This is a genomic window from Streptomyces sp. NPDC058326 (assembly GCF_042879855.1).
Classification (GTDB): domain Bacteria; phylum Actinomycetota; class Actinomycetes; order Streptomycetales; family Streptomycetaceae; genus Streptomyces.
Map to the genome: position 1 here is coordinate 70,246 of NZ_JBHVZO010000006.1, position 23,770 is coordinate 94,015.

15 protein-coding genes are annotated in these 23,770 nt (G+C 71.2%); 6 read left to right on the top strand and 9 right to left on the bottom strand.

Going from position 1 to position 23,770, the window contains the following annotated elements; translation table 11 throughout:
• Positions 1-50: 50 nt before the first annotated feature.
• The 3 genes from ACFVYX_RS14190 to ACFVYX_RS14200 all read right to left on the bottom strand — a co-directional run bounded on the left by ACFVYX_RS14190 (position 51) and on the right by ACFVYX_RS14200 (position 8,764).
• Positions 51-4,058, bottom strand: a complete 4,008-nt coding sequence (locus ACFVYX_RS14190; protein WP_389681618.1) for a discoidin domain-containing protein — start codon at positions 4,056-4,058, stop codon at positions 51-53.
• Positions 4,059-4,086: 28 nt separating this feature from the next.
• Positions 4,087-7,458 carry a CARDB domain-containing protein gene (locus ACFVYX_RS14195; protein ID WP_389681619.1) on the bottom strand — a complete coding sequence of 1,124 codons (3,372 nt, stop codon included), beginning with the start codon at positions 7,456-7,458 and terminating at the stop codon, positions 4,087-4,089.
• A gap of 295 nt (positions 7,459-7,753) precedes the next feature.
• The gene (locus ACFVYX_RS14200) at positions 7,754-8,764 is read right to left on the bottom strand and encodes a LacI family DNA-binding transcriptional regulator (protein ID WP_389681620.1); all 1,011 of its coding nucleotides are present in this window, start codon (positions 8,762-8,764) and stop codon (positions 7,754-7,756) included.
• Positions 8,765-8,968: 204 nt separating this feature from the next.
• Between ACFVYX_RS14200 and ACFVYX_RS14205 the strand changes: the two genes are divergently transcribed.
• The 4 genes from ACFVYX_RS14205 to ACFVYX_RS14220 all read left to right on the top strand — a co-directional run bounded on the left by ACFVYX_RS14205 (position 8,969) and on the right by ACFVYX_RS14220 (position 15,063).
• On the top strand, positions 8,969-10,933 hold the full coding sequence (locus tag ACFVYX_RS14205) for a lectin (RefSeq protein WP_389681621.1): 1,965 nt from the start codon (positions 8,969-8,971) through the stop codon (positions 10,931-10,933).
• A 44-nt stretch (positions 10,934-10,977) separates the two neighbouring features.
• On the top strand, positions 10,978-14,055 hold the full coding sequence (locus ACFVYX_RS14210) for a glycoside hydrolase family 3 N-terminal domain-containing protein (protein ID WP_389681622.1): 3,078 nt from the start codon (positions 10,978-10,980) through the stop codon (positions 14,053-14,055).
• A gap of 94 nt (positions 14,056-14,149) precedes the next feature.
• Positions 14,150-14,521: a PadR family transcriptional regulator gene (locus ACFVYX_RS14215; protein WP_389681623.1), complete on the top strand. Its 372-nt coding sequence runs from the start codon at positions 14,150-14,152 to the stop codon at positions 14,519-14,521.
• Entirely contained in the window at positions 14,518-15,063 is a 546-nt protein-coding gene (locus ACFVYX_RS14220) for an HAAS signaling domain-containing protein (RefSeq protein ID WP_389681624.1), read from the top strand. Before ACFVYX_RS14215 ends, ACFVYX_RS14220 begins: the two co-directional genes overlap by 4 nt.
• A 214-nt stretch (positions 15,064-15,277) precedes the next feature.
• On the opposite strand, the gene gap is transcribed toward ACFVYX_RS14220, so the two are convergent.
• The 3 genes from gap to ACFVYX_RS14235 form a co-directional block, all read right to left on the bottom strand.
• Positions 15,278-16,276 (bottom strand): type I glyceraldehyde-3-phosphate dehydrogenase, encoded by a 999-nt coding sequence (gap, locus tag ACFVYX_RS14225; RefSeq protein WP_389681625.1) that lies wholly within the window; start codon positions 16,274-16,276, stop codon positions 15,278-15,280.
• Between the two features lie 186 nt (positions 16,277-16,462).
• Positions 16,463-17,422 carry a GlxA family transcriptional regulator gene (locus ACFVYX_RS14230; RefSeq protein WP_389681626.1) on the bottom strand — a complete coding sequence of 320 codons (960 nt, stop codon included), beginning with the start codon at positions 17,420-17,422 and terminating at the stop codon, positions 16,463-16,465.
• 111 nt (positions 17,423-17,533) lie between these two features.
• The gene (locus tag ACFVYX_RS14235) at positions 17,534-18,799 is read right to left on the bottom strand and encodes an RICIN domain-containing protein (protein WP_389681627.1); all 1,266 of its coding nucleotides are present in this window, start codon (positions 18,797-18,799) and stop codon (positions 17,534-17,536) included.
• 265 nt (positions 18,800-19,064) lie between these two features.
• Here ACFVYX_RS14235 and tpx point away from each other — a divergent pair, with 265 nt between their 5' ends.
• Both tpx and ACFVYX_RS14245 read left to right on the top strand, forming a co-directional pair.
• On the top strand, positions 19,065-19,565 hold the full coding sequence (tpx, locus tag ACFVYX_RS14240; RefSeq protein ID WP_389681628.1) for a thiol peroxidase: 501 nt from the start codon (positions 19,065-19,067) through the stop codon (positions 19,563-19,565).
• A gap of 266 nt (positions 19,566-19,831) precedes the next feature.
• On the top strand, positions 19,832-21,103 hold the full coding sequence (locus ACFVYX_RS14245; RefSeq protein WP_389681629.1) for a serine hydrolase domain-containing protein: 1,272 nt from the start codon (positions 19,832-19,834) through the stop codon (positions 21,101-21,103).
• A 33-nt stretch (positions 21,104-21,136) separates the two neighbouring features.
• On the opposite strand, the gene ACFVYX_RS14250 is transcribed toward ACFVYX_RS14245, so the two are convergent.
• The 3 genes from ACFVYX_RS14250 to ACFVYX_RS14260 all read right to left on the bottom strand — a co-directional run bounded on the left by ACFVYX_RS14250 (position 21,137) and on the right by ACFVYX_RS14260 (position 23,616).
• Positions 21,137-21,670, bottom strand: coding sequence for a GNAT family N-acetyltransferase (locus ACFVYX_RS14250; RefSeq protein WP_389681630.1), 534 nt, complete (start codon positions 21,668-21,670; stop codon positions 21,137-21,139).
• Positions 21,671-21,764: 94 nt separating this feature from the next.
• Complete coding sequence (locus tag ACFVYX_RS14255) at positions 21,765-22,742, bottom strand: threonine/serine dehydratase (RefSeq protein ID WP_389681631.1); 978 nt, start codon at positions 22,740-22,742, stop codon at positions 21,765-21,767.
• An 82-nt stretch (positions 22,743-22,824) separates the two neighbouring features.
• The gene (locus ACFVYX_RS14260; RefSeq protein WP_389681632.1) at positions 22,825-23,616 is read right to left on the bottom strand and encodes an alpha/beta fold hydrolase; all 792 of its coding nucleotides are present in this window, start codon (positions 23,614-23,616) and stop codon (positions 22,825-22,827) included.
• Positions 23,617-23,770: the final 154 nt, after the last annotated feature.

A 23,770-nucleotide genomic window follows, 5' to 3' on the forward strand; every position in this document is an offset into this window, starting at 1 on the left:
TGCAAGTGGCTGCAAGCCACCTGCATCGGCCTCGCTGGAGAGCGGACGGGTTACGGGTTGACGTTGATCCTGAACGTGGAGGTGGTGTTGCGGATGTCCACGGCGTTTCCGCTCAGCCGCAGCCCGTTGAAGGTCACCTCCCCCACGGCGGGCCCTTGCCCCGACTCGGGCACCTCGTTGGCCCAGAGGCCGAACCCGGACTTCGCGTCGAAGGCGTCACCGCTCCTGCGCGCGCCCGTGACGGAGACGTCCGTGAACACGGTGTCCTTGATGGGGAACTGCGGCCGGCCGCCCACGTAGTTCGTCTGGAACATCACCCCGCTGTAGGTGGGGTCGACGATGTCCACGTGGTTCACCCGGATGCCCTGGAAGACCTTGGAGGCGGAGAACACCCAGATGCCGGGGAAGGTCTGGGAGCCCCAGAAGTGACCGCCCGCCCGCACGACGGAGATGTTCTCGAAGGTCGTGGGTCCGGTCCCGAAGCCGTTCATCGGGTAGCCGAAGTCCAGGGAGGAGATGGTGATGCCCGAGTAGACGAGCGTGTCGGCGATGTGGATGTTGCGGAAGGTGTTGTCATAGCCGCCGTAGACGGCCACCCCGGCGGCCCGCCAGGTGAGGGTCGAGGTCAGGTTCTCGTAGACGTTGTTCTTCATGTCGGCGCCGTCGGCGTCGATCGCGGAGAACAGGGCGAAGCTGTCGTCGCCCGTCGCCCGGGCGTCGTTGTTGGTGACGTGGTTGTCCGTCGAACCGTTCGTCATGTTGACGCCGTCGGCGAACATGTTGCGGATGCGGGAGTTCTTGATCGTGATCCGGTCGGTGTTGGCGCCCCAGTAGAGGCAGACCATGTGCTCGTTCCAGATGTCGTCGATCACGATGTCCGACACGTTGGCGAAGTCGAACACCTTGCCCGGCCCGTCGATCCGCGAGGTGTAGTTGCCGAAGTAGGCGAAGCCCTTGAAGAGCGAGCCCTTGGCGGCCGCCTCGGCACGGAAGCCGACGTCGGTGTTGTCCTGGGTGGACGGAGCGTGGAACCGGGCGTACCACGGTCCGGCGCCCACCACCTTGACGGGCTTGCCGTACACCTGGAACTTGCTGGACGTCTGGTAGGCGCCCGGCGGCAGGTAGACGCCGACGAGCGTGCCCGTGGTGTCCATGCGGACCTTGTCCAGGGCGTTCTGTACGTCCTGGTGGCTGAATCCGGTGGGCACGGTGTACGTGGCCGGGTCGGGGTTCGCGACCGGTGCGACCTGCTCCAGGTTGACGAAGTCGATCGCGTACGTGGAGGTGTTCGCGGCGTCCTTCTGGAGCCGGATCCTGCTGCCCGCCGGTACGGTCTCGCCGAGGAGGAGGTGCGCCTCGTCGTAGATGTGCCGGGGGGCGCCGGAGCCCGGGGAGTTGCCCGGCGCGGTCTCGGCGCCGTACAGCCAGGCGTACTTCGACGTCAGCGGCATCGCCTTCTTCAGGACGCCGTCGACGTAGACGTTGATCGTGGAGTCGATGCCCCCGCCGCCCGGGGAGTCCGGGATGGAGAAGCGGGTCACCAGGGTGTTGGTGGAGCGCCGGGTGGTGAACTCGACGTACTCCCCCGTCGCGTCCAGGCTGACGGCCTTGCGGCCGGAGGCCTCGCCGGCGATGTCACCGACGGTGCGGTTGGGCCCGGCGACGGTGGCTCCGCCGCCGACAGTGCCGTCCTCCGCCTCGTACATGTCGTACGGCATGTTCGCGCCGCGTCCGACGAAGAGGGGCTGCGTGGAGGTGTTGTTGGCGCGCTTGACCGGGAGTTCGTTGGCGTCGTCGGCGACGACCGTCTTCACCGTGTAGGAGCCGTTGGCCGCCGTCCACGGGCCGAGGTTCACCTCCGCGCCCGCACCGGCCGCTAGCGCTCCGCTGTGGGTGCCCGTCAGGGTCTTGACGGTGGCGCCCGTCGAATCCGTCAGGGTGAGGGTGACGCCGTGGGCGCCCGCGGCGCTCGCCGCGGTGCCCTGGTTCTTCAGGGCCACCTTGAAGGTGACCGTGTCACCGGCGGCCGGGCTGGACGGCGAGGTCGTCACGGAGGCGGCGACCAGGTCGGAGCTGGACACCGCCGTGACCACCAGGGGGGTGGGTCGGGTGTACGTGTTGTTGGACTCGTTCTGCTCGATGATCGCGTTCGCCTCGTCGGCGACGGCGCTGAGCTGGTAGCTGCCGGCGTCGCGCGCTCCGATGGAGGCGCTGACCGTGGTCTGGGCACCGGCGGCCAGGGCGCCGACCTGCGCGGTGGCGACCTTGGTGCCCGCGAGGCGCAGCGCGACGGCGCCGGCCGGTGCGGCGGCCGGTCCGCTGTTGCGGACGGTAGCGGTGACGGTGATCGGGTCCGACTCGACGGGAGAGGCGGGCGTGGTGGTGAGTCCGGTGACCTCGAGGTCGGGGTTGGGGGCGGGGACGCCGACAACCTGGAACTCGGCGAGCTGGCCCGCCGCGGAACCGGTGTTGGCGGTGAACTTCAGCTGGACGTCGGCGACCCGGGCGGAGACGGGGAGGGTGACGGTGTTGCCGCCCGCCGGGTCGAACGTGTAGCTCTTCGCGGCGACGAGACCGGTGAAGCCGGTGGCGCTCTGCTCGCGGCCGAGGACCTCGACGGTCTGGCTGCGGGTCGACCAGGCCGTGTCCGGGTTGAGCTTGAGGACCAGGCTGTTGACGTCGGCGTTGGAGCCCAGCTTGACGGTCAGAGTGTTCGGATAGCTGCCGCCGGCGCCCTCCCAGTAGGTGCTGGTGTTGTTGTCGTTGGCGTGGGCCGCGACGAAGGTGTGGACGGTGGAGGAGGCGTTGATCTCCTTGCCGACGGCGAGGTTGGAGCCTCCACCGCCGCTTCCGGCGCGGGTGACGGCGTTGCTGTCGGCGGACTGGTTGCCCGCCGCGTCCTTGGCTCGGACGCGGTAGGTGACCGTCTGGTTCGCCGGCCGGGTGTCGGTCAAGGTGGTGATGTTCCCGGCGACGCTGGTCAGCAGGGTGCCGTTGGCGTAGATGTCGTAGCCGGTGACACCGGTGTCGTCGGTGGCGGCGTTCCACGTCAGCCGGATCTGATCGGTGGCCGGCTGGGTGAGGGCGAGGTTCGCGGGCGCGGACGGTGCCTGGGTGTCGCCCGAGGTCGGCCCGTAGACCTCCAGCTCGGAGAGCTGGGCGGCGGGCTGGACGGAGTTCGCCGTGACGAGGACCCGGACGTACCGGATGGTGGTCGCGTCGAAGGTGATCGTCGCGGCCCGTCCCCCGGCGGCGTCGAAGGTGTACGCCTGGGAGGCGGTCAGATCGGTGAAGGCGGTGCCGTTCGCACTGCCCTGGATCTTCAGGGTCTGGCTGCGCGCGCCCCAGCCGTCGGGGAGCCGGAGGACGACCCGGTCGACGCGGACGGACGAGCCGAGGTCGGCCTGGATCCACTGCGGGAGGGCGTTGTTGGCGCTCTCCCAGTAGGTGGCCCGGTTGCCGTCGTTGGCGTGGCCCGCCGTGTACACCTCGGTGTGGCTGCTCGCGGTCAGGGTGCGGCCGCTCGCCAGGTTGGCCGAGGACCCGTCGGCCGCGTGGACCTCGAGTTCGGAGAGCTGGGCGGCCTGCCAGCCGGTGTTGGCGGTGATGTCGACGCGTACGAACCGGGCCTGGGTGGCCGGGAAGGAGACCGTCACGGTGTTGGCCGCGCCCGGGGCGAAGGTGTAGGAGGCGGAGTTCTTGAGGGTGGCGAAGCTCGTGCCGTCGGCGCTGCCCTGGACCGACAGCGTCTGGTTGCGGCTCTCCCAGCCGGCGGGCAGTTTCAGAACCACCTCGTCCACGCGGGTGGTGGCGCCGAGGTCGACCTGGACCCATTGGGGCAGGGTGCTGCCGGCGCTCTGCCAGTACGTTCCCTGGTTGCCGTCGGTGATGTTCGCGGCGCCGTACTCGGCGTGGGATCCGGACGCCGCGGCGGCGTCGCCCAGGGCGATGTTGGGGCCGCCCGCCGCATGGGCGGCCGCCAGGGGGCCTCCCAGCGCCAGGAGGCTCGTCGCGATCACGGTTCTCAGCCACCGTGATCCGCGGTTGCGGAGGGTCATCTGTGTCCTCGATTCGGGGTCACGGGCTTCAGCCGGCCCTGTGGACGACGAACGGGGAACCGGGCTCGACGAGCACGTCGCCCTCGGCCGAGTCGGTGATGGTCACGCCCGTCAGCGTCGCGCTGCCGCGGGCGCCGCTCATCGCGAGGATCCCGGAGCCGTTGACCGACTTGTCGATGCGGACGTTGGTGATCTTCACGTCCGGCATCTCGCCGCCACCCGTCTTGAACTGGATGCCGTCGTAGGTCGAGTCGTGGATGTCGGTGTCACGGATGGTGACGCCGGGGATCGGCTGGCCCTGGGCGAACAGGGTGATGGCGCCGAACTCCTGGTCCTCGTTCCAGAACGCGCCGCCGGTGCGGTGCAGGGCGTTGTTGGAGATGAGGGTCTGTCCGGAGAAGGGCAGCGGGTCGTGGTCGGTCGCCAGCATGATCCCGGGGTAGTTCATGGTGTCCGAGATGATGTTGTTCTCGATGGTGTTGCCGTAGCCGCCGTAGACCGCGATGCCGTTGGCGCGCCAGGGCAGCTGGATGGTGTTGTTCCGGAAGTGGTTGTCGTGGCCGACGTCGACCGAGGTGTCCTTGACGTACTTGCTGGCCCAGACGGCCAGGGCGTCGTCGCCGGTGTTGCGGAAGGACGAGTTGAAGACGGTGGAGTTGCGGGTGCCGTTGGCGAAGTTGATCCCGTCGGCGTAGGTGTTGCGGATCCGCATGCCGGTGAACTGAAGGCCGTCTCCGGGTCCCCACAGCTCCGGGAGGTTGGAGTAGTCGCGGCCGGCCCAGACGCCGACGTTGGCGTGCTCGATCCAGACGTTGCTGATCTTCGTACCCGTGCCGAAGCGTCCGTTGAGGCCGACGCCGCCCTCGGCGTTGCCGTCGCCGCCGCGGATCGTGCCCGAGCCGAAGATGGCGATGTCGGAGATCTGGGTGTTGTGGTCGATGTCGAAACCGAAGTTGCCCTCGTGCGGGTGGTTGATGCCGCCCGCCTCGTGCGGCGGGGTGAGCGTGTACAGCTGGGAGTGCCACATGCCGGCGCCCCGGATGGTGACGTCGCGGATGCCGACCTGGTTGAACTGGCCCCGGTTCAGCGGGTCGTCGGTGAGGATCTTCTGCTCCTGGCGCCACTGGCCGGCGGGGATCCAGACGCAGGGGATCTGGCCGTTCTGGTCGGCGGTCACCGCGCGCTGGAGGGCGTCGGTGTCGTCGATGCCGTCGTTGGGGACGGCGCCGTACTCGGTGATGGAGACGCAGTTCGCCGGCTTGGCGGCCGGGGGCGCCACCTGCTCCAGATCGATCAGGTCGATGATGTAGAAGGACGCGGCGTCCCCCGCGTCGCGCTGGAGGCGGAACTCCGTGCCCACCGGGTACGACTGGGCGAGCAGGGCGTGGGACTCGTCGAAGAGGCGCCGGGCGTCGCCGCCGGGGCGGTTGGTGAGTCCTTCGGGGTCGTCGGTGCTTCCGTAGAGCCAGCTGTGCTTGGACGAAAGGGTGAGCTTGCGGACGAAGACGTCGTTGGCGTAGAGGCTGATCGTGGCGTCGGCGCCGCCGCCCGTGGCCGCGTCGGGCACGGAGTTGCGGACGACGATGGAGTTGGCCGGGTTGGCGGAGGTGAACTCGACGAACTCACCCGTGGCGCCCAGCCGGACCGACTTGCGGCCGGAGGACTCGGTGGCGAAGTTGGTGTGCCCGAAGGTCCGCTTCTGGTCGGCGGTGAGCAGGGTGCCCTGGTAGCGGGCGTCCTCCGCCTCGTACTCGGTGTACGGAACGGCGGCGCCCCGGCCCACGACGAGGGAGCGCGAGAAGACGTTGTTCGTCTCGTCGGTCTCGGTGAGGGTGCCCATGGCGTCGGCGGTCGCGGTGAGCGTGGCGCCGCCGGAGGTGGCGGTCCAGCTGCCGGAGATCGGCACGTTGACCGTCTGGCCCGCGCCGATGGAGCCCGTGCCGTTGAGGGTGGTGGTGTCCGCCGTCAGACGGGTGACCGTGCCGGCGGCGGTGGTCGTGCCGCGGTTCTGGACCGCGACGGTGAAGGTGACGGCGGAGCCGACGGCGGGGCTGCTCGGGTTGCTGGTGATCCCGGTGACCCGCAGGTCGGGGCCGGGGCTCTGGCCGACGACCAGCTTCGTGGCGGCCGTCCGGCTGTTGTTCCCGTTGTCCTGCTCCGGGACGGTGTCGGTCGGGTCGACCACCGCCGAGACGGTGTACGAGCCCATGGGCCGCTTGCCCACGGCCACCGGGACGGTCGCCGAGGCTCCGGCGGGGAGCGCGCCGACCTGGGCGGAACCGGCCACGGCACCTTCGACGCTGACCTGGACGGTCGTGGCGGCGGCCGCCGCGGTGCCGGCGTTGCGCACGGTGGCGTTGACGGTCACGGCGTCCGTCTCGGAGGGGGTGGACGGAGACCAGGTCAGATCGGTGACGGTGAGGTCCGGGCCGGGCGCCGCCGTGCCCGCGACCTGGAACTCCGCGACCTGGGCGCCGGGGGCGCCGGTGTTGGAGAAGAAGGTCAGCCGCAGGTCGGCGTAGCGGCCGGTGACGGGGATGGTGACGGTGTTCTGTCCGGTGCCGGGGCTGAACACGTAGTCGGCGCGGGCCTTCAGTGAGCTGAAGCCTGAGGCGTCCTGTGCGCGTCCGAGGACCTGGATCGCCTGCGTCCGGGGGCCCCAGACCTGGTCCGGGTTGAGCTTGACGACGACGGCGGTGACGTTCGCGTCGGCACCGAGCTTCACCGTGAGGCTGGAGGGGAAGCCTGCGGACTCCCAGTAGGTGGCGGTGTTGTCGTCGTTGGCGTGGGCGGCGACGTACGTCTGGGTCGTCGAGGTCGCCTCGATGGGCTTGTTGCGCGCCAGGTTGGTGCCCGGGGGCGGCGGGTCGACCGGTCCTCCCTGGTCGCTCTCGCCGTAGACCTCGACCTCGGAGAGCTGGGCCGCGTTCCAGCCGGTGTTCGCCGTCACCTGGATCCGGAGGTACCGGACCGTCGTGGAGGTGAGGGCGTGGGTGACGGTGTTCGCCGAGGAGGGCGTGAACGCCCGTGACTGGGGCGCGGCGAGGGTGGTGAAGGTGTCGCCGTCGGTGCTGCCGAGCACGGCGACGGTCTGGGAGCGGGCCTCCCAGGCGGTGGGGAGTTTCAGGACGACGCCGTCGACGCGCGTTCCGGCGCCGAGGTCGATCTGGACCCACTGGGGGAACGACCCGGCCGGGCCCTCCCAGTAGGACTGCTGGCTTCCGTCGGTGACGTTGCCCGTCGGATACGCCCCGTGGGCGCCTCCCGCCGTCACGGTTCTGCCGAGGGCCAGGTTGGGTGCGGCTGCCGCGTACGCGGTGACGGGCAGGAGTCCGAGGGCGAACAGTGCGGCTATCAGTACGCCGACCGTCAGCCGCCGGCTCAGGATGGTGCCTCTCATAGGGGCCTCTCCGTCTGCTGGGCCACGGCTCGGAGCCGGCACAGGGCCTCTCGCCAGGAACCCAGCGGAACTCTGACAATGAATGACGGCGAGATACAGACTTATTGAGCATTTTCGTTAATCTTTTGCGCCGCCGGGGTGTCAGGTTTCTAGCAGGTCACCGCTTTGTCAACAGCCGTGGCAGAACCGGGGGTTGAGGGCTCACATCCCCGCAGGTCAACGACGAACGGCTCCGGCGCCGAGGAGGCACGAAGGCCTCCCCGGCGCCGGAGCCGAGGAACGGAGCGGAGAAGCGTCAGACGGTCGGCGGCGGCGCGGTCGACCCGCGCACCACGAGCTCGGGCTCGAAGAGGAGCTCTCCGGGATCCGTCTGAGTGCCGGAGATCTGGGCGCAGAGCAGTTCGACGGCGGCCCGGCCCATCGCCTCGATGGGCTGGCGCACCGTGGAGAGGGGAGGCTCGGTGCAGTTCATGAAGGCGGAGTCGTCGTAGCCGACGACCGACACCTGCGAGGGGACGGAGAGTCCCCGGCGGCGCGCGGCCCTGATGGCGCCGAGGGCGAGCGGATCGCTGGCGCAGACGATCCCGGTGACGCCCCGCTCCAGGAGGCGGGTGGCCGCGGCCTGGCCTCCTTCGAGCGAGAAGATCGACCGTACGACGTACTCGTCCGGCAGTTCTCCGCCGGCGGCTTCGACCATGGCCCGGGCCGCTTCGAGCTTGCGGCGCGAGGGGACGTGGTCGCCGGGGCCGAGGACGAGGCCGATCCGCTCGTGGCCGAGGGAGGCGAGGTGGCGCCACGCCTGCTCGACGGCGACGGCGTCGTCGCAGGAGACACAGGGGAAGTTGAGCCCCTTGATGGAGGCGTTGATGAGGACCACCGGGATGTTGCGCTCGGCCAGCTGGTGGTAGTGGTCGTGCGGCGCGTCCGCCTGCGCGAACAGTCCGCCGGCGAAGACGACTCCGGACACCTGCTGCTGGAGGAGGAGGTCCACGTAGTCCGCTTCGGAGACGCCGCCCTTGGTCTGTGTGCACAGCACCGGGGTCAGGCCCTGCTGCGCGAGGGCGCCGCCGATGACCTCGGCGAACGCCGGGAAGATGGGGTTCTGCAGCTCCGGGAGCACGAGCCCGACCAGACGCGCGCGCTCTCCGCGCAGCTGCGTGGGCCGCTCGTAACCGAGCACGTCGAGAGCGGTGAGCACGGACTGCCGTGTCGCCTCGGAGACACCGGGTTTGCCGTTGAGGACGCGGCTGACCGTCGCCTCGCTGACTCCCACCTTCTTGGCCACTTGAGCAAGTCGTCGCGTCATGAGCGCAAGAGTATCGCAAGCCGCGCAAGCGAGTTGCGTCGTTCTCCACTCCTTGCACGTGACAAACGCAACCGGGGCGCGAGAGCTGCTTGGCTTTCGGATCCGAAGGGTTGACGGCCTCCGAGGGGACCCATAACTTCAAACCTTGATAAAAGGCCTGCTGTTGCGATCCGCCGCGGCGCGGAACGGCGAAAGGGTTGTCAGGTGCATAACACACTTATGTGGGGTCTCGCGTTCCTCCGAGGGGGGAGACGAGGAACAGCCCCCCGTCCCCGAGTCCTTCATCACCGGGCCCGCCGCCACCGGCCCCTCACCGCGCTCACCGCCGGCGCCCTCGTCGCGGGCAGCCTGGTCCTCGCGGGTCCCGGCACCGCGCAGGCCGCCGGCGAACGCGTCGACGTCTGGCTCACCACCACGTCCGACTCCGGCGGCCGTACCGTCACCCGCGGTCTCGCCCTGCAGGCGCCCCTCTCGTTCGGCCCGGCCGGTGGCACCGCGAACCACACGATCACCGTCGACGAGAGCACCACCTACCAGCAGTACGAGGGCGGCGGAGCGTCGATCACCGACACGACCGCCCATCTGCTGCGCGGGGGCGCCGTCAGCGCGGCCACCCGCGACGAGGTGATGCGCAAGCTGTTCTCGCCGACCGAGGGCATCGGCCTCTCCTTCGTCCGCAATCCCATCGGCGCCTCGGACCTCTCCCGGCCGGGGAACGTCTCCCTCGACGACACCTGCTGCGACCTGAACGACTTCGGGTCCAACGGCTACGACACGAACGTCCGGCTGCTGACCGCGCAGGCCAAGCAGCTCAACCCCGCGCTGCGGGTCAAGGGCGTGCCGTGGAGCGCCCCCGGCTGGATGAAGGACAACGGCCGGATGGACCAGATGGGCTGGCTGAAGGCGGAGTACTACCCGCTGTACGCCCAGTACCTGGTCAAGTACGTGCAGAGCTACCAGGCCGCCGGGGTGAAGGTGGACTACCTCTCCGTGCAGAACGAGCCGAACTGCTGTCAGGCCGGCAACCCCACCGCCATGAACTACCCGGGCATGAGCTGGAACCCGGCCGGGCTCGTCGAGTTCACCAAGAACCACGTCTACCCGGCCTTCCGAGCAGCCGGCATCACCACCAAGGTCCTCGTCCACGACTGGAACTACGGCGACTACGCGAACTTCGGCGCCGGGATCCTGAGCGACGCGGGGGTGCGCAACGACCCCCTCTTCGGCGGTATCGCCTGGCACGGCTACTTCGGCGACCCGGCCGTCGGCACCCAGGTCCACGACCAGTATCCGACGGTCAGGCAGTTCAGCACCGAGCACTCGGGCGGCACCTGGATCGCGAACCAGCACAACGAGGACCTCAACGACATCGTCGGCTACGCCCGCAACTGGAGCGGCAGCCTCGTCAAGTGGAGCCTCGCTCTCAACCAGGACATGGGCCCGCACAACGGCGGCTGCGGCACCTGCACCGGTCTCATCACCGTGCAGGAGGGCGGCGCCCGCGCCGGGCAGGTCGACTACACGATCGAGTACTACACGACGGGCCACCTGACCAAGTTCGTCAGGCCCGGGGCGTACCGCATCGCCTCGACCGCCAACGGCACCGTGCGGAACGTGGCCTGGCGCAACTCCGACGGCACCAAGGCGCTCATCGCCCACAACGGCGGCACCTCCGCCCAGTCCGTCCGGGTCGACTGGGGCGGCCAGTCCTTCACGTACGCGCTGCCCGCCCGTACCACCGCGACCTTCGCCTGGGCGGGGACGCCCGGCGGCGGGAGCGGCGCCGGGCCGCTGACCGGACTGGCCGGGAAGTGCCTGGACGTGGCGGGCGGGGCCACCGCCGACGGCACCCCCGTCCAGCTGTACGGCTGCAACGGCACCGCGGCGCAGCGCTGGACGGTCGCCGCCGACGGCAGCGTACGGGCCCTCGGCAAGTGTCTCGACGTCACCGGCGGTTCGACGGCCGACGGGGCGCGGGTGCAGTTGTACAACTGCAACGGCACCGCCGCGCAGCGCTGGACCTACAACGCCTCGACGCACGACGTGGTCAACACGGGTGCGGACAAGTGCCTCGACGTCACCGGCAACTCCTCCGCCGACGGGACCCGGGCGCAGATCTGGACCTGCACCGGCGGGGCCAACCAGAAGTGGACCCACAGCCCGTCCTGACCATGTCCCTCCCCGGTCCCCCGTACCTGTTCCAAGGAGCCCGTATGCCCCCCGCACGTTCCCGAAGGACGGTGAGCGCGGCGGTGGTCGCCGTGACCGCCGTGCTCACCGGCCTGCTCACCGGCGGTCTGCCGAGCGCCGCCGCCCAGGAGCCCGCTCCCCGGGCCGTCGACCGCTTCGAGGGCGAGGTGCCGTTCGCGAGTCCGCCCGCCGAGGGCCTGTTCACCTGGGGCGACGCCACGCAGTCCCACCCCACGCTCGCCCTGGCGGAACGCCCCGACGCGCCCGAGGGCGGCAAGGTCCTCGAAGGCCGCTACGACATCGGCGGCTGGGGCGGTTTCACCCACGACTTCGCCTTCGACCGGCCGGCCCACGACTGGACCGCGTACAAGGGCATCCGGCTCTGGTGGTACGGCCAGAACACCGCGCCGCTGCCTCCCGGATCGGGGCGGCGGATCGCCCTGGAGATCAAGGACGGCGGAGCGAACGGGGAGGCGTCCGAGCTGTGGACGACGTCCTTCACCGACGACTGGGAGGGGTGGCACCTCGTCGAGATCCCGTTCTCCGAGTTCACCTACCGGACCGACTACCAGCCCGTCGGCGGCATCGACCAGGTCCTCGGCCTCGACCGGATGTGGGGGTACGCCGTCACGCTCCCCACCGGCGGGCCGGGGGCGTTCGCCCTGGACGGCGTGGAGCTGTACGGCACGGCGGAGCCCGCCCTGAACACCAAGGTGGTCACGCGGTCCGTCGTACATCCCGTCGACGAGGGCGGCAGCGCCCGGGTCGACGTCTCCGTGGCGACCACGGGCTCCGGTCCGGTCGGTGAGCCCGTCACCGTCACGTACGAGACGGGCGACGGAGGCAGCGCCGAGCCCGGGAAGGACTACCGGCCCGTGACGGGCAGCGTCGTGTTCCCCGCCGGGACGCCCTCCGGCACGACCCGCTCGATCACGGTGCCGACGCTGAAGGACGGTGCGGCCGAGTCCGCCGAGACCGTTCCGCTCCGGCTGACGGTCGACGGCGCCAAGGCCCCCGCGGAGAACCCGCTCGTCGTGGTGAACGCGCACGGCCTGCCGTACCTCGACGCCCGGCTGCCGGTACGCAAGCGGGTCGCGGACCTGCTCTCCCGGATGTCCCTCGCGGAGAAGGCCGGGCAGATGACGCAGGCCGAGCGCAACGCGCTGCGCGCGCCGGGCGACATCGCCGGTTACGCCCTCGGGTCCCTGCTCTCCGGCGGCGGATCGGTCCCCACCCCCAACACGCCGGAGGCGTGGGCGGCGATGGTCGACGCGTACCAGCTGCGTGCTCGGGCGACCCGCTACCAGATTCCCCTGATCTACGGCGTGGACGCGGTGCACGGTCACAACAACGTCATCGGGGCGACGATCATGCCGCACAACATCGGCATCGGCGCCGGCCGCGATCCCGAGTCGGCCGCGAGGACCGGCGCCGTCACGGCGAAGGAGGTACGGGCCACCGGCGTCCCCTGGGACTTCGCCCCCTGCGTCTGCGTGACCCGCGACGAGCGCTGGGGCCGCTCCTACGAGGCCTTCGGCGAGGACCCGGCACTGGTCACCGCCATGGAGACGGTCATCAACGGCATGCAGGGCGCGCGGAACGGCAAGGACCTCGACCGGAACGACAAGGTCCTCACCAGCGCCAAGCACTTCGTCGGCGACGGCGGCACCGCCTTCGGCTCCTCGACCACCGGCTCGTACACGATCGACCAGGGCGTCACGAAGGTCACCCGCGCGGAGCTCGAAGCCGTGCATCTCGCCCCGTTCGCCGAGGCGGTGAAGCGCGGCGCCGGCACGGTCATGCCCTCGTACTCGTCGCTCGACGTGCTCGGCGACGACCAGGGGCCCGTCAAAATGCACGCCAACGCCGAGATGATCAACGGAGTCCTCAAGGACCGCATGGGCTTCGAGGGCTTCGTCATCAGCGACTGGCAGGCCATCGACCAGATCCCCGGCGACTACCCCAGCGACGTGCGCACCTCGGTCAACGCCGGTCTCGACATGATCATGGTGCCGACGAACTACCAGGAGTTCACCCGGACCCTCACCGCCGAGGTCGAGGCCGACCGGATCTCCACCGCGCGGATCGACGACGCCGTGGCCCGCGTCCTCACCCAGAAGTTCCGCCTCGGCCTGTTCGAGAAGCCCTACGCGGACACCACGAACCTGCCGTCGATCGGCTCCCCCGAGCACCGCGCGGTGGCACGCGAGGCCGTGGCGAAGTCCCAGGTGCTCCTGAAGAACGAGGGCGCGGTCCTGCCGCTGAAGCCCTCGCAGAAGGTGTACGTGGCCGGGTCGAACGCCGACGACCTGGGCAACCAGGCCGGTGGCTGGACCATCAGCTGGCAGGGCTCCTCCGGTCGTACGACCACCGGGACCACCATCCTCGAAGGGATGCGCGAGGCGGCGCCGGACGCCGACATCGCCTGGTCGAAGGACGCCTCCGCCCCGACCGGCGGCTATGACGTCGGCGTCGTGGTGGTCGGCGAGACCCCGTATGCGGAGGGGTTCGGCGACGTCGGCAACGGCAACGACCTCGAACTGACCCCCGCCGACAAGGCGGCGGTGGACAAGGTCTGCGCGGCGATGCCGTGCGCGGTCCTGGTGGTGTCCGGGCGGCCGCAGTTGATCGGCGACCGGCTGCCGGCCGTCGACGCGCTCGTCGCGTCCTGGCTGCCCGGCACGGAGGGCGCCGGTGTCGCCGACGTCCTCTACGGCAGGCGGCCGTTCACCGGTCAGCTGCCGGTGACCTGGCCGAGGTCGGAGGCGCAGCTGCCGATCAACGTGGGCGACCGCAGCTATGACCCGCAGTACCCGTACGGCTGGGGGCTGACGACGCTCACTCCGGCTCCGTCCGGTGGGGAGCCCGCGCTGCGGACGGTGCGCGTGGCGGCCAAGGCGCTCCAGGCGGCCGGCCGGGGCCGCTCCCCCGAGGCCCGGAGGCTCGTCGCGGCGGCGCGGCTGATCGTCCAGGAGCGGATCGGCCAGAACGTCACGGAGGCCGTCGCCGGGCCGTTCGCCGAAGCGGACCACCTGCTGCTCACCGGCGATCCGGCGGGCGCCGTCGGCAAGCTGACGGAGGCGTACCGGGCCGCGGGCTGACGCGGCGGCCTGCCGACGAGTCGGCCCCCGGGACGAGGTCCGTCCCGGGGGCCGGGCTTGTCGGAGGGGCCCTCGGGCGACTACCTTGCATTACATGGTTCCTGGTAACGCAATGCACGAGGCGGGCAGCAGGGTCCCGAGCCAGCTCCGCAAGGGGCTGCTGGAGTACTGCGTCCTCGCGCTGCTCAGGGACGAGCCGAAGTACGGCGTCGAGCTCGTCGCCGAGCTCTCCGCGGTCAGCGTCATGACCACCAGCCAGGGGACGATCTACCCCTTGCTGTCGCGGCTGCGGCGCGAAGGCCTCGTCGACACCGAGCTGCGTGACTCCCCCAGCGGTCCACCACGCCGCTACTACACGCTCACGAGCGTCGGCCGGGCCTCCCTCGCCGAGTTCGCCCGGGCGTGGCCGCTGTTCCGGGACGCCGTCGACCACTTCCTCACCGACCCACAGGGGGATTCCGCATGAACGCCATCGACCACCCGCTCGTCGCCGCCTACCTCGACGCCGTCGGGCGCGAGACGGCCGGACTGCCCGCCGAGCGCCGGGCCGAGCTCCTGGCGGACCTCCGCGAGCACGTCGAGGTCAGCGGTGCGCACGACGACGACCAGGTCCGCGCGGTCCTGGCGGGCCTCGGGGACCCGCGTACCGTCGCCGCCTCCGCCCTCGCCGAGGAGACGCCGGCCGGATCCGCGTCCGCGCCCGGCCGCACCAAGCTGACCGCGATCCTCCTCGGCGCGTCCGGAGTGCTCCTCCTGATCAGCCCGTACGCCGGAGCGATCGCGCTGATCGCCGCCCTGGTGCTGCTCTGGGGCGCACCTCAGTGGGAAAGCCGTCAGAAGCTGATCGGAACCGTCACCGGAGTGGCCGTGCCCGTCGTGGTCCTCCTGGGCGTCCTGCTCGGAGCCTCGTCCCGGATCGGGCCGATGGAGCTCCTGCTGCTCCTCGTGTTCTCGCTGGGCGTTCCGGTCCTCGGCGCCACCCTGCTGCTGCGGGCCGTACGCCGCTGACACGGGGGAACGACACACGGCTCCGGCGCCCTCCGTACACGCGGCGCCGAGGCCAGGTCTTCTCCGGGACGGTCCGTCGAAGGAACGCCCCGGCGCCCTCCGTACGCGCGGCGCCGAGGCCAGGTCGCGGGCCCGGCGATCCGGAGCGCGTGAGAACGCCGCTGCCCCCGCCGAATCCGTGGTTCGGCGGGGGCAGCGGGAAAGCGGCGTCGGCTCAGCGGGCGGCGAGCAGCTGGAGGGTGTCGATGACGCGGTTCGAGAAACCCCACTCGTTGTCGTACCAGGCGACGACCTTGATGTGGCGGCCCTCGACGCGGGTGAGCTCCGAGTCGAAGATCGACGAGGCCGGGTTGCCCGTGATGTCGGAGGAGACGAGCGCGTCCTCCGAGTACTCGAGGACACCGGCGAGCGGGCCCTCCGCGGCGGCACGGTACGCCGCGAGGACGTCCTCGCGGGTCACGTCGCGGGCGACGGTGGTGTTGAGCTCGACGATCGAGCCGACCGGGACGGGCACCCGGATCGAGTCGCCCGACAGCTTGCCGTCGAGGTTCGGCAGCACGTGGCCGATCGCCTTGGCGGCGCCGGTCGAGGTCGGCACGATGTTGACGCCGGCGGCGCGGGCGCGGCGCGGGTCGCGGTGCGGGCCGTCCTGCAGGTTCTGCTCCTGCGTGTAGGCGTGGACCGTCGTCATGAAGCCGTGCTCGATGCCGGCGAGGTCGTCGAGGACCTTGGCGAGGGGCGCGAGCGCGTTGGTCGTGCACGAGGCGTTCGAGACGATCGTGTGCAGGTCCGCGTCGTACGCGTCGGTGTTGACGCCGTACGCGAGCGTGACGTCGGCACCGTCGGCGGGCGCGCTGACGAGGACGCGCTCGGCGCCGGCGTCGATGTGGCCGCGGGCGGCCTTGGCCGACGTGAAACGGCCGGTCGCCTCAAGGACGATCTCGACGCCGAGCTCGGCCCACGGCAGCTGCGCCGGCTCGCGCTCGGCGAGCACCTTGATACGACGGCCGTCGACGACGAGGGTGTCCCCGTCGACGCTCACCGGCCGGCCGAGGCGGCCCGAGGTCGAGTCGAAGGCGAGCAGGCGCGCGAGGGCCTTCGGCTCCGTCAGGTCGTTGACAGCCACGACCTCGAGGTCGGTGTCGCGCTCCAGCAGTGCGCGCAGCACATTGCGTCCGATGCGGCCGAAACCATTGATGGCGATGCGAGTCATGAGGTGTCCCTTTCTGCGTCGCCACCAGGTTCGCTCGGCGGAACCCCTGTCGACAGAGGCGGGATCGCCATGGTCCGCAAGGATCGCGCCAAGAACATCGGCGGCTTCCCGCCATGCGCACCGAGGGGCTGGACCCCGACGATTCGTGGTGGACGGGTGTGGGTGAAGGGGGACGAGGCCACCTCCCTAGTCGCCCTGGGTGAAGGTGCGCCGGTACTCGCTCGGTGTGGTGCCGAGGATGCGCTGGAAGTGCAGCCGCAGATTCGCGCCGGTGCCGAGCCCGGCGTCGGCGGCGATCTGCTCGACGCTCCGCTCCGAGCGCTCCAGGAGTTCACGCGCGAGGTCGACGCGGGCCCGCATCACCCACTGCATGGGCGTGTAGCCCGTGTCCTCCACGAAGCGCCGCGAGAACGTGCGCGGCGACACGGCCGCGTGCTGGGCGAGCGTGTCGAGGGTGAGCGGCTCGCCGAGCCGGTGCAGTGCCCACTCACGGGTCGCGGCGAACCGTTCGCCGAGCGGCTCGGGCAGGCTGCGCGGCACGTACTGGGCCTGCCCGCCGCTGCGGTAGGGCGCGGCGACGAGACGCCGGGCGGCGTGGTTCGCGGCGGCCACCCCCAGGTCGCCGCGGAGGATGTGCAGGCACAGGTCGATGCCGGAGGCCGCGCCCGCCGAGGTGAGCACGCTGCCCTCGTCGACGAAGAGGACGTTCTCGTCGACCCGCACGAGGGGGCGCTTCGCCGCGAGGGCCTGGGTGTAGTGCCAGTGGGTGGTGGCCCGCTTGCCGTCGAGCAGTCCCGTCGCGGCGAGCGCGAAGGCGCCCGTGGAGATCGCGGCCAGGCGCGCGCCCCGGTCGTGGGCCGCGATCAGCGCCTCCACGACGGCGCGCGGCGGGTCGTCGCGGTCGGGAAAGCGGTAGCCGGGGACGAAGACGATGTCGGCCCACGCGAGGGCGTCGAGGCCGTGGGCGACGGCGTAGGAGAGTCCGTCGCCGCCGGTGACCGGGCCGGGTTCCGCGCCGCAGACCCGCACCTCGTACGGCATGCTCGCTCGGGTCGTGAAGACCTGCGCGGGGATGCCGACGTCGAGCGGCTTCGCTCCTTCGAGCACGAGGACGGCGACGCGGTGGAGGCGGAGGGCAGGTGGCACGGGATCGAGCGTACGTGGCGGGACGGGGCAGGCCTCGATGCGGCCCGGTGGACCGTGCCCGGCCCCCCTCGTTCCCGGTCACCCGGCCCTCGTACTCATCCGGTCACCGGCTCACCTCGTCACCGTCCACTTCTGGTTCGCGCCCCCGGTGCAGGTCCAGATCTGCAGCCGGGTGCCGTTGGCCGAGCTGTTGCCGGTGGCGTCCAGGCACTTGCCGGCCTGGGGGTTGACGAGGTCTCGTGCGGCGTTGGCGGTCCAGCGCTGGGCCGCTGTGCCGTTGCAGTCGTAGAGCTGGACGGGTGTCCCGTCGGCCGTGCCGCCGGAGGCGACGTCGAGGCATTTGCCGAGCGCGCGTACGGTTCCGTCCGCTCCCACGGTCCACTGCTGAGCGCCGGTCCCGTTGCAGTCGTAGAGCTGGACGGGGGTCCCGTTCGCGGGGTTCGCTCCGGCCACGTCGACGCACTTGCCGCCGACGCCGGTGATCGGTCCGGCGGCGCCGGGCCCGTCCGTGGTGGTGACGCGGACGTGGTCGACGACGAGCTGCTGCGGGAAGGCGGTCGAGCCGTCGGGGTCGCCGGGCCAGTACCCGCCGACCGCGAGGTTGAGGACGAGGAAGAACGGCTTGTCGAAGACCCAGGTACGGCCGCCGAGGTCGGCGGGCGTACGGGTCTGGTAGACCGTGCCGTCCACGGACCAGCTGATCCGGTCGGGCGACCAGTCCACGGCGAAGGTGTGGAAGGCGTCGGCGAAGGCCTGGCCGCCCGGCAGGGTGTACGCGGCGCCGATGCCGCCGGAGCCGGAGTAGCCGGGGCCGTGCAGGGTGCCGTGCACGGTGGACGGCTCGAAGCCGACGTTCTCCATGACGTCGATCTCGCCGGACGCGGGCCAGCCGACCTGCCCGAGGTCGTTGCCGAGCATCCAGAACGCGGGCCACATGCCCTGGCCGCGCGGCACCTTCATGCGCGCCTCGACATGGCCGTACCGGGTGGTGAACCTGCCGGCCGTGTTGAGCCGGGCCGAGGTGTACTCGCACCGGCCGTACCAGCACTGGTAGTTGCCCGGGTTCTCCTTGCGGGCGGTGATCACGAGGTGGCCCCGGCCGTCGAGCGCGGCGTTCCTGTTGCCGGCCGTGTAGTACTGCCGCTCGTGGTTGTTGACGTTGTCGCCGGTCTCGATCTGCCACCGCGTGCCGTCCACGGGGAGCCCGGCGGCGCCGTCGAAGTCGTCGGAGAAGGTCACGGCGGCGGTGGCGGCGGTGGGCTGGAGGGCCGGGGCGGGGCCGGTGGGGCCGAGTCCGAGTGCCGCGGCGGCCACGGCGAGGGCGAGGGCCGTCACGGCGGTGAAGAGCGGGCGCCGTGGGGAGCGGGAGGAGGGCATGGCTCTCTCTTCCGTGCGGGGTCTGTGGGTCTGGGGAGGAAAGAAGGGTGGTGCGTCATGGGCATGACAGGTCGTTCACCCGAGCGAGGCGAACCTACTTCGTCACCCCATGATTTAAGGAGTGAGGTAAGGGGGCGTCAAGAGGTCTGGACAAGGCCGGATCGGTGGTCGATGAACGCGTTCGAGCGGCTCGCGTCGGGCGCGCGGGTCCGCACGCCGTACGATTCCTCACGTTGTCATCTACACCGCCCGAAGGAGATTCCCCATGGCCCAGGTCACGCTGAAGGGCAACCCGGTACAGGTCAACGGCAGCCTGCCCGCTCCCGGAAGCCAGGCGCCTCACTTCACGCTCGTCGCCGAGGGCCTCGCTGACAAGTCGCTGAAGGACTACGCCGGTCTGCGCAAGGTCCTCAACATCTTCCCGAGCATCGACACCCCGACCTGCGCGTCCTCCGTCCGCGCGTTCAACAAGAAGGCCGGCGAGGTGGAGAACACGGTGGTGCTGTGCATCTCCGCCGACCTGCCCTTCGCCCAGGCGCGCTTCTGCGGTGCCGAGGGCCTGGAGAACGTGAAGAACCTCTCGACGCTCCGCGGCCGGGAGTTCCACACCAACTACGGCGTGGAGATCGCGGACGGCCCGCTGGCCGGCCTGACCGCCCGTGCCGTCGTCGTTCTCGACGAGAACGACAAGGTGCTGCACGCCGAGCTCGTGAACGAGATCGGTGACGAGCCCAGCTACGACGCCGCTCTGGCCGTCCTGAAGTAGCCGGAAGACCCTGGCAGGGTCGGATCGCGTACGAGGAGCCCCTCCACCCTCACGGTGGAGGGGCTCCTCGCGTGCCGCGGCAGCCGGGCCGGCACCGGAGCCGGCGGCTCCGTAACCCGTGGCCCGTGTCAGGAACCGATCTCGGGCGTTGGCACTCATGATCCATGGGCACACCGGGGGCCAGGCCCAGCCGGTCCTCCCGAGCCCCGCGGCGCACCGTTGCCGTGTGCCGCGCCGACCGATCCGGAAGAAGTCGAGGAACCACCGTGCCCCTGTCGCACCGACGCCTGGCCGTGAGCGCCACCCTGATCGCCGCGCTCGCCGCGGGCGTCGTCCCCGCCACCAGCGCGTTCGCCGCCCCCAGTACTCCCGTCTCCCCCAGCGTCGCGGGCACGCCCGCCGTTCCCGCGCCCGACATGGACGGCGTCGTCGCCGCGCTGGACTCGGCCATGGCCAACGGCGCGCCGGGGGCGATGGCCCGGTTCACCGGACCCGACGGGGTCCGGAGCCGTACCGTCGGCGTCCAGGACCGTGTCTCCGGGGCGTCCATGGACATCCACTCGCGCTTCCGGATCGGCAGCGTCAGCAAGACGTTCTCCACGGTCGTGCTCCTGCAGCTGGTGGAGGAGGGCAGGCTGGAGCTGGACGCCCCGGTGAACAGCTACCTGCCCGGCCTGCTCCCCGACGACCGCATCACGGTCCGTCATCTGCTGACGCACCGCAGCGGTCTCGCGGACTACACGAACGCGATGTTCGCGAACACCGTGCCGGGGTTCGAGGCCGTGCGGAACCGGGTGTTCAGCTACCAGGAGCTCGTCGACCTCTCCCTGAGCGAGCCGCGGACCACCGAGCCCGGCGTGTCCTACAAGTACTCGAACGCCAACTTCGTGGTGGTCGGCATGCTCATCGAGAAGGCCACCGGCAGGACCGTGGCGGACGCGTACGAGCGGCGTATCTTCAAGCCGCTGAAGCTCCGCAAGACCTCGTACGTGCACCCCGACACCCGGATCAGGGGCACGCACGTCCGCGGCTACCTGCACCCCGACGAGGCCGGCGGCGCGCTCGTGGACTCCACGGAGCAGACCGTCTCCTGGGCGCAGTCCGCAGGGGCCGTCATCTCCAGCCCCGGTGACCTGAACACCTTCACCAGCGCCCTGATGCGCGGCCGGCTGCTGTCCCCGGCGATGATGGAGGCCATGACGACGGTGACGCCGACCGACGCCACCAACACCCGGTTCTACGGCCTCGGGCTGCGCCGTTACGACCTGTCGTGCGGAACGCGGGTGTACGGGCACACCGGCACCGTGCAGGGCTTCTACACGTACGCCTTCTCGACCCGGGACGGCCGGCGCAGCCTCTCCGCCCTGGCCAACACCTCGAACCACGGCGCGGCCAACACGGCACTCGGCGGGACGCTGGAGGCCGCCTTCTGCGGCGAGAAGCCCGCCGCCCCGGCGTCCGCGCGCGCCGCCGCCCCGTCCACGGCCCGGGACCTCACGTCGCTGCCGGCTGAGCGTGACCTGCCCGAGCGGCACTGACCGGCCCCTTGAGGGGTACTCCCCTCGGAAGGCTCAGGCCTCGTACTCGGTGAGGTCGATCGCGTAGACGCGCAGGGGGACGTCGAAGGCCGGGTGGTTCGTCTCCCGCTCGGCGGTCATGCCGAGCTTGCCGATGACGTTCTCGGAGGCCTGGTTGCTGATGTGCGTGATGGCGACCACCCGGTCGAGCCCGCGGTCCTGGAGGGCGAACTCCAGGACCGCGTGGGCGGCTTCGGAGGCGTACCCCTGGCCCCAGAAGGGCCGGCCGAGGCGCCAGCCGATCTCCACGTCGGGCATGACCTCGGGCAGGAACTCGGGCACGGACAGTCCGGCGAAGCCGATGAGCTCGCCCGAGGCGATGAGCTCGACGGCGAAGATCCCGAAGCCCTCCTCGTCCCACTCCTCCTCGTACCGCTCGATGTCCTCGGCGGTCTGCTCCAGGTCCCGGACCGAGCCGTCACCGATCCAGCGCATGACCTCCGGGTCGGCGTTGATCTCGGACAGCGGGACGAGGTCGTCGTCGCTCCAGCGGCGGAGGATGAGACGGGGGGTACGAATTTCGGTCATGTCCCCATCCTGACGCACGCGGCGAGCCCGTCACGCCACCGGCTCCCCACACTCCTCACCAGCCCGGCACTCCGTCCGTCCGGCCGTGGGTCGGCTACGCGGGGGCGCGGGTGAGGTCGGTGGGGTCGGTGTTGGCGCCGCAGAGGACGACGCAGATCTTCTCGCCCGGTTCGGGGCGATAGCCCCGGTCGGGGGCGTCGGACCGGTCCGGGGTCGTGAGGGCGGCCAGGGCTGTCGCGGCGGCGTGCTCCACGGCGAGGCGCCGGTCGTCCCAGAGGGCCTGCCGGGCGCGGACGATCTCGGTGTCGGTGACGAGAACCGTACGGACGTCGCCCTGCCGGGCGGCCTCCAGAGCGGTGGCGGAGACACGGCGGGCGCCGAGCGAGTCGGCCGCGACGGACTCGACGCCCACGTCGACGGGGCGGCCTGCCCGGAGGGCGGCGTCGAGGGCGCGGCAGTGCTCCGGTTCGACGGCGACGGTCCGGATGCCGTGGTGCCGGGCGGCGGTGGCGACTCCGGCGAAGAGGCCGCCTCCGCCGACCGCGACGACGACGGTGTCGAGGTCCGGGATCCTGTCGTGGATCTCGTCGAGCAGGGTGCCGGCCCCGGCGGCGATCAGGGGATGGTCATAGGCGTGGGAGGCGAGCGCGCCGGTCTCGGCCGCGAACGTCTCGCAGGCGGTCAGCGCCTCGGCGTACTCCGTGCCGACGAGACGGACGTCGGCGCCGTGACCGAGGAGCTTGTCGACCTTCACCCTGGGGGCGGTGGTCGGCAGGAAGACCGTGGCGCGGACTCCCTGCCGGAGCGCGGCCCAGGCGCAGGCCAGGCCCGCGTTGCCGCCGGAGGCGATCGTGACGCCGGCGGCGGGGAGGGTGCCTTCCTCACCGTGGGCGAGCAGAAAGTTCCGCGCGCCCCGGGCCTTGAAGGAGCCGGTGTGCTGCATCAGTTCCAGGGCGAGATGGAGCTCGTACGGCTCGGAGCCCGGGTCGGTCCGGGTGACCGTGACGGGGCGGACGTGGCCCGCGATCCGGTGGGCTGCCGTCGTGACGTCGGCGTACGTGAGGCTGTGCACCTGAGACTCCTGGAGGGGTGGGTGACGGGGGAGGACGGCCGGCGCCCGTGGTTCACCGGTATGTCGGCCGCCCGGGCTCGCATCAGCTGCAGCGGGGTCCTGGGGCCGGGGCCGGGACGTCCGACAGGGCGCGGGCGAGCGCCGTGGCGAATCCGTCCGCGTTGTCCAGCATCAGGTTGTGTCCCGCGCCGGGGATCTCGATCACCGGGATCCCGAAGCCCCGCGCCTTCTCCGCGTCGGGATCCGGCAGGCTGAACTCTCCGACCAGGAACGTCCGGGGCACGGCGAGCGCGGCGAGGAGGTCGCCCGGCGCGGGCACACTCCCCTCGACGAGGGCGATCGCGCTGCGGTGGACGGCCACCGGGTCGGCCAGGCGCAGCCGGGCCGCGTAGTCGGCGCGGTCGACGGTGGCCGACATCCGGGCGAACCCCTCCGCCACGAACGTGTCCTCGTCCTGAGCGGCGACGGGGGAACTGAAAGCTCCTCCGCCCGCGTACAGGTTCGGCTCGGCCACCACGAGCCGGGCCACGAGCTCCGGGCGCGCCGCGGCCAGATGGATGGTCACGGCACCGCCCATGGAGTGCCCGACGAGGTCGACGCCCGTGAGTCCGAGGTGGTCGAGGACGGCGGCCACCCCCGCCGCCTGGGACTCCATGCGGTAGTCGAAGTGCGCGGGCCGGTCGCTCAGTCCATGGCCGAGGAGGTCCACGAGCAGCGCCCGGCCGCCGCGGAGGGCGGGGTGGGCCGCGATGTGGGCGAAGTCGGAGGCCGCAGTGCAGCCGAGGCCGTGGACGAAGACCCGCGCGGGTCCGTCTCCGGGCAGGTCGATCCACCGGATGTACGCCTGCCGCTCCGCCAGGAACAACTCCCGCATGCCGCCCACTCTCCCCTGGGTCACCGCTCTCGCGCCGTCAGGCGCCACCCTACGAGTCGGCACTGACAACGCACGGACCAGGATGCTCCGCCCCGGCCGGGCCGTCCGATAGCGTCGGAGGGACGCAGCAGGCAGCCGGTGACGCCGGACTTCC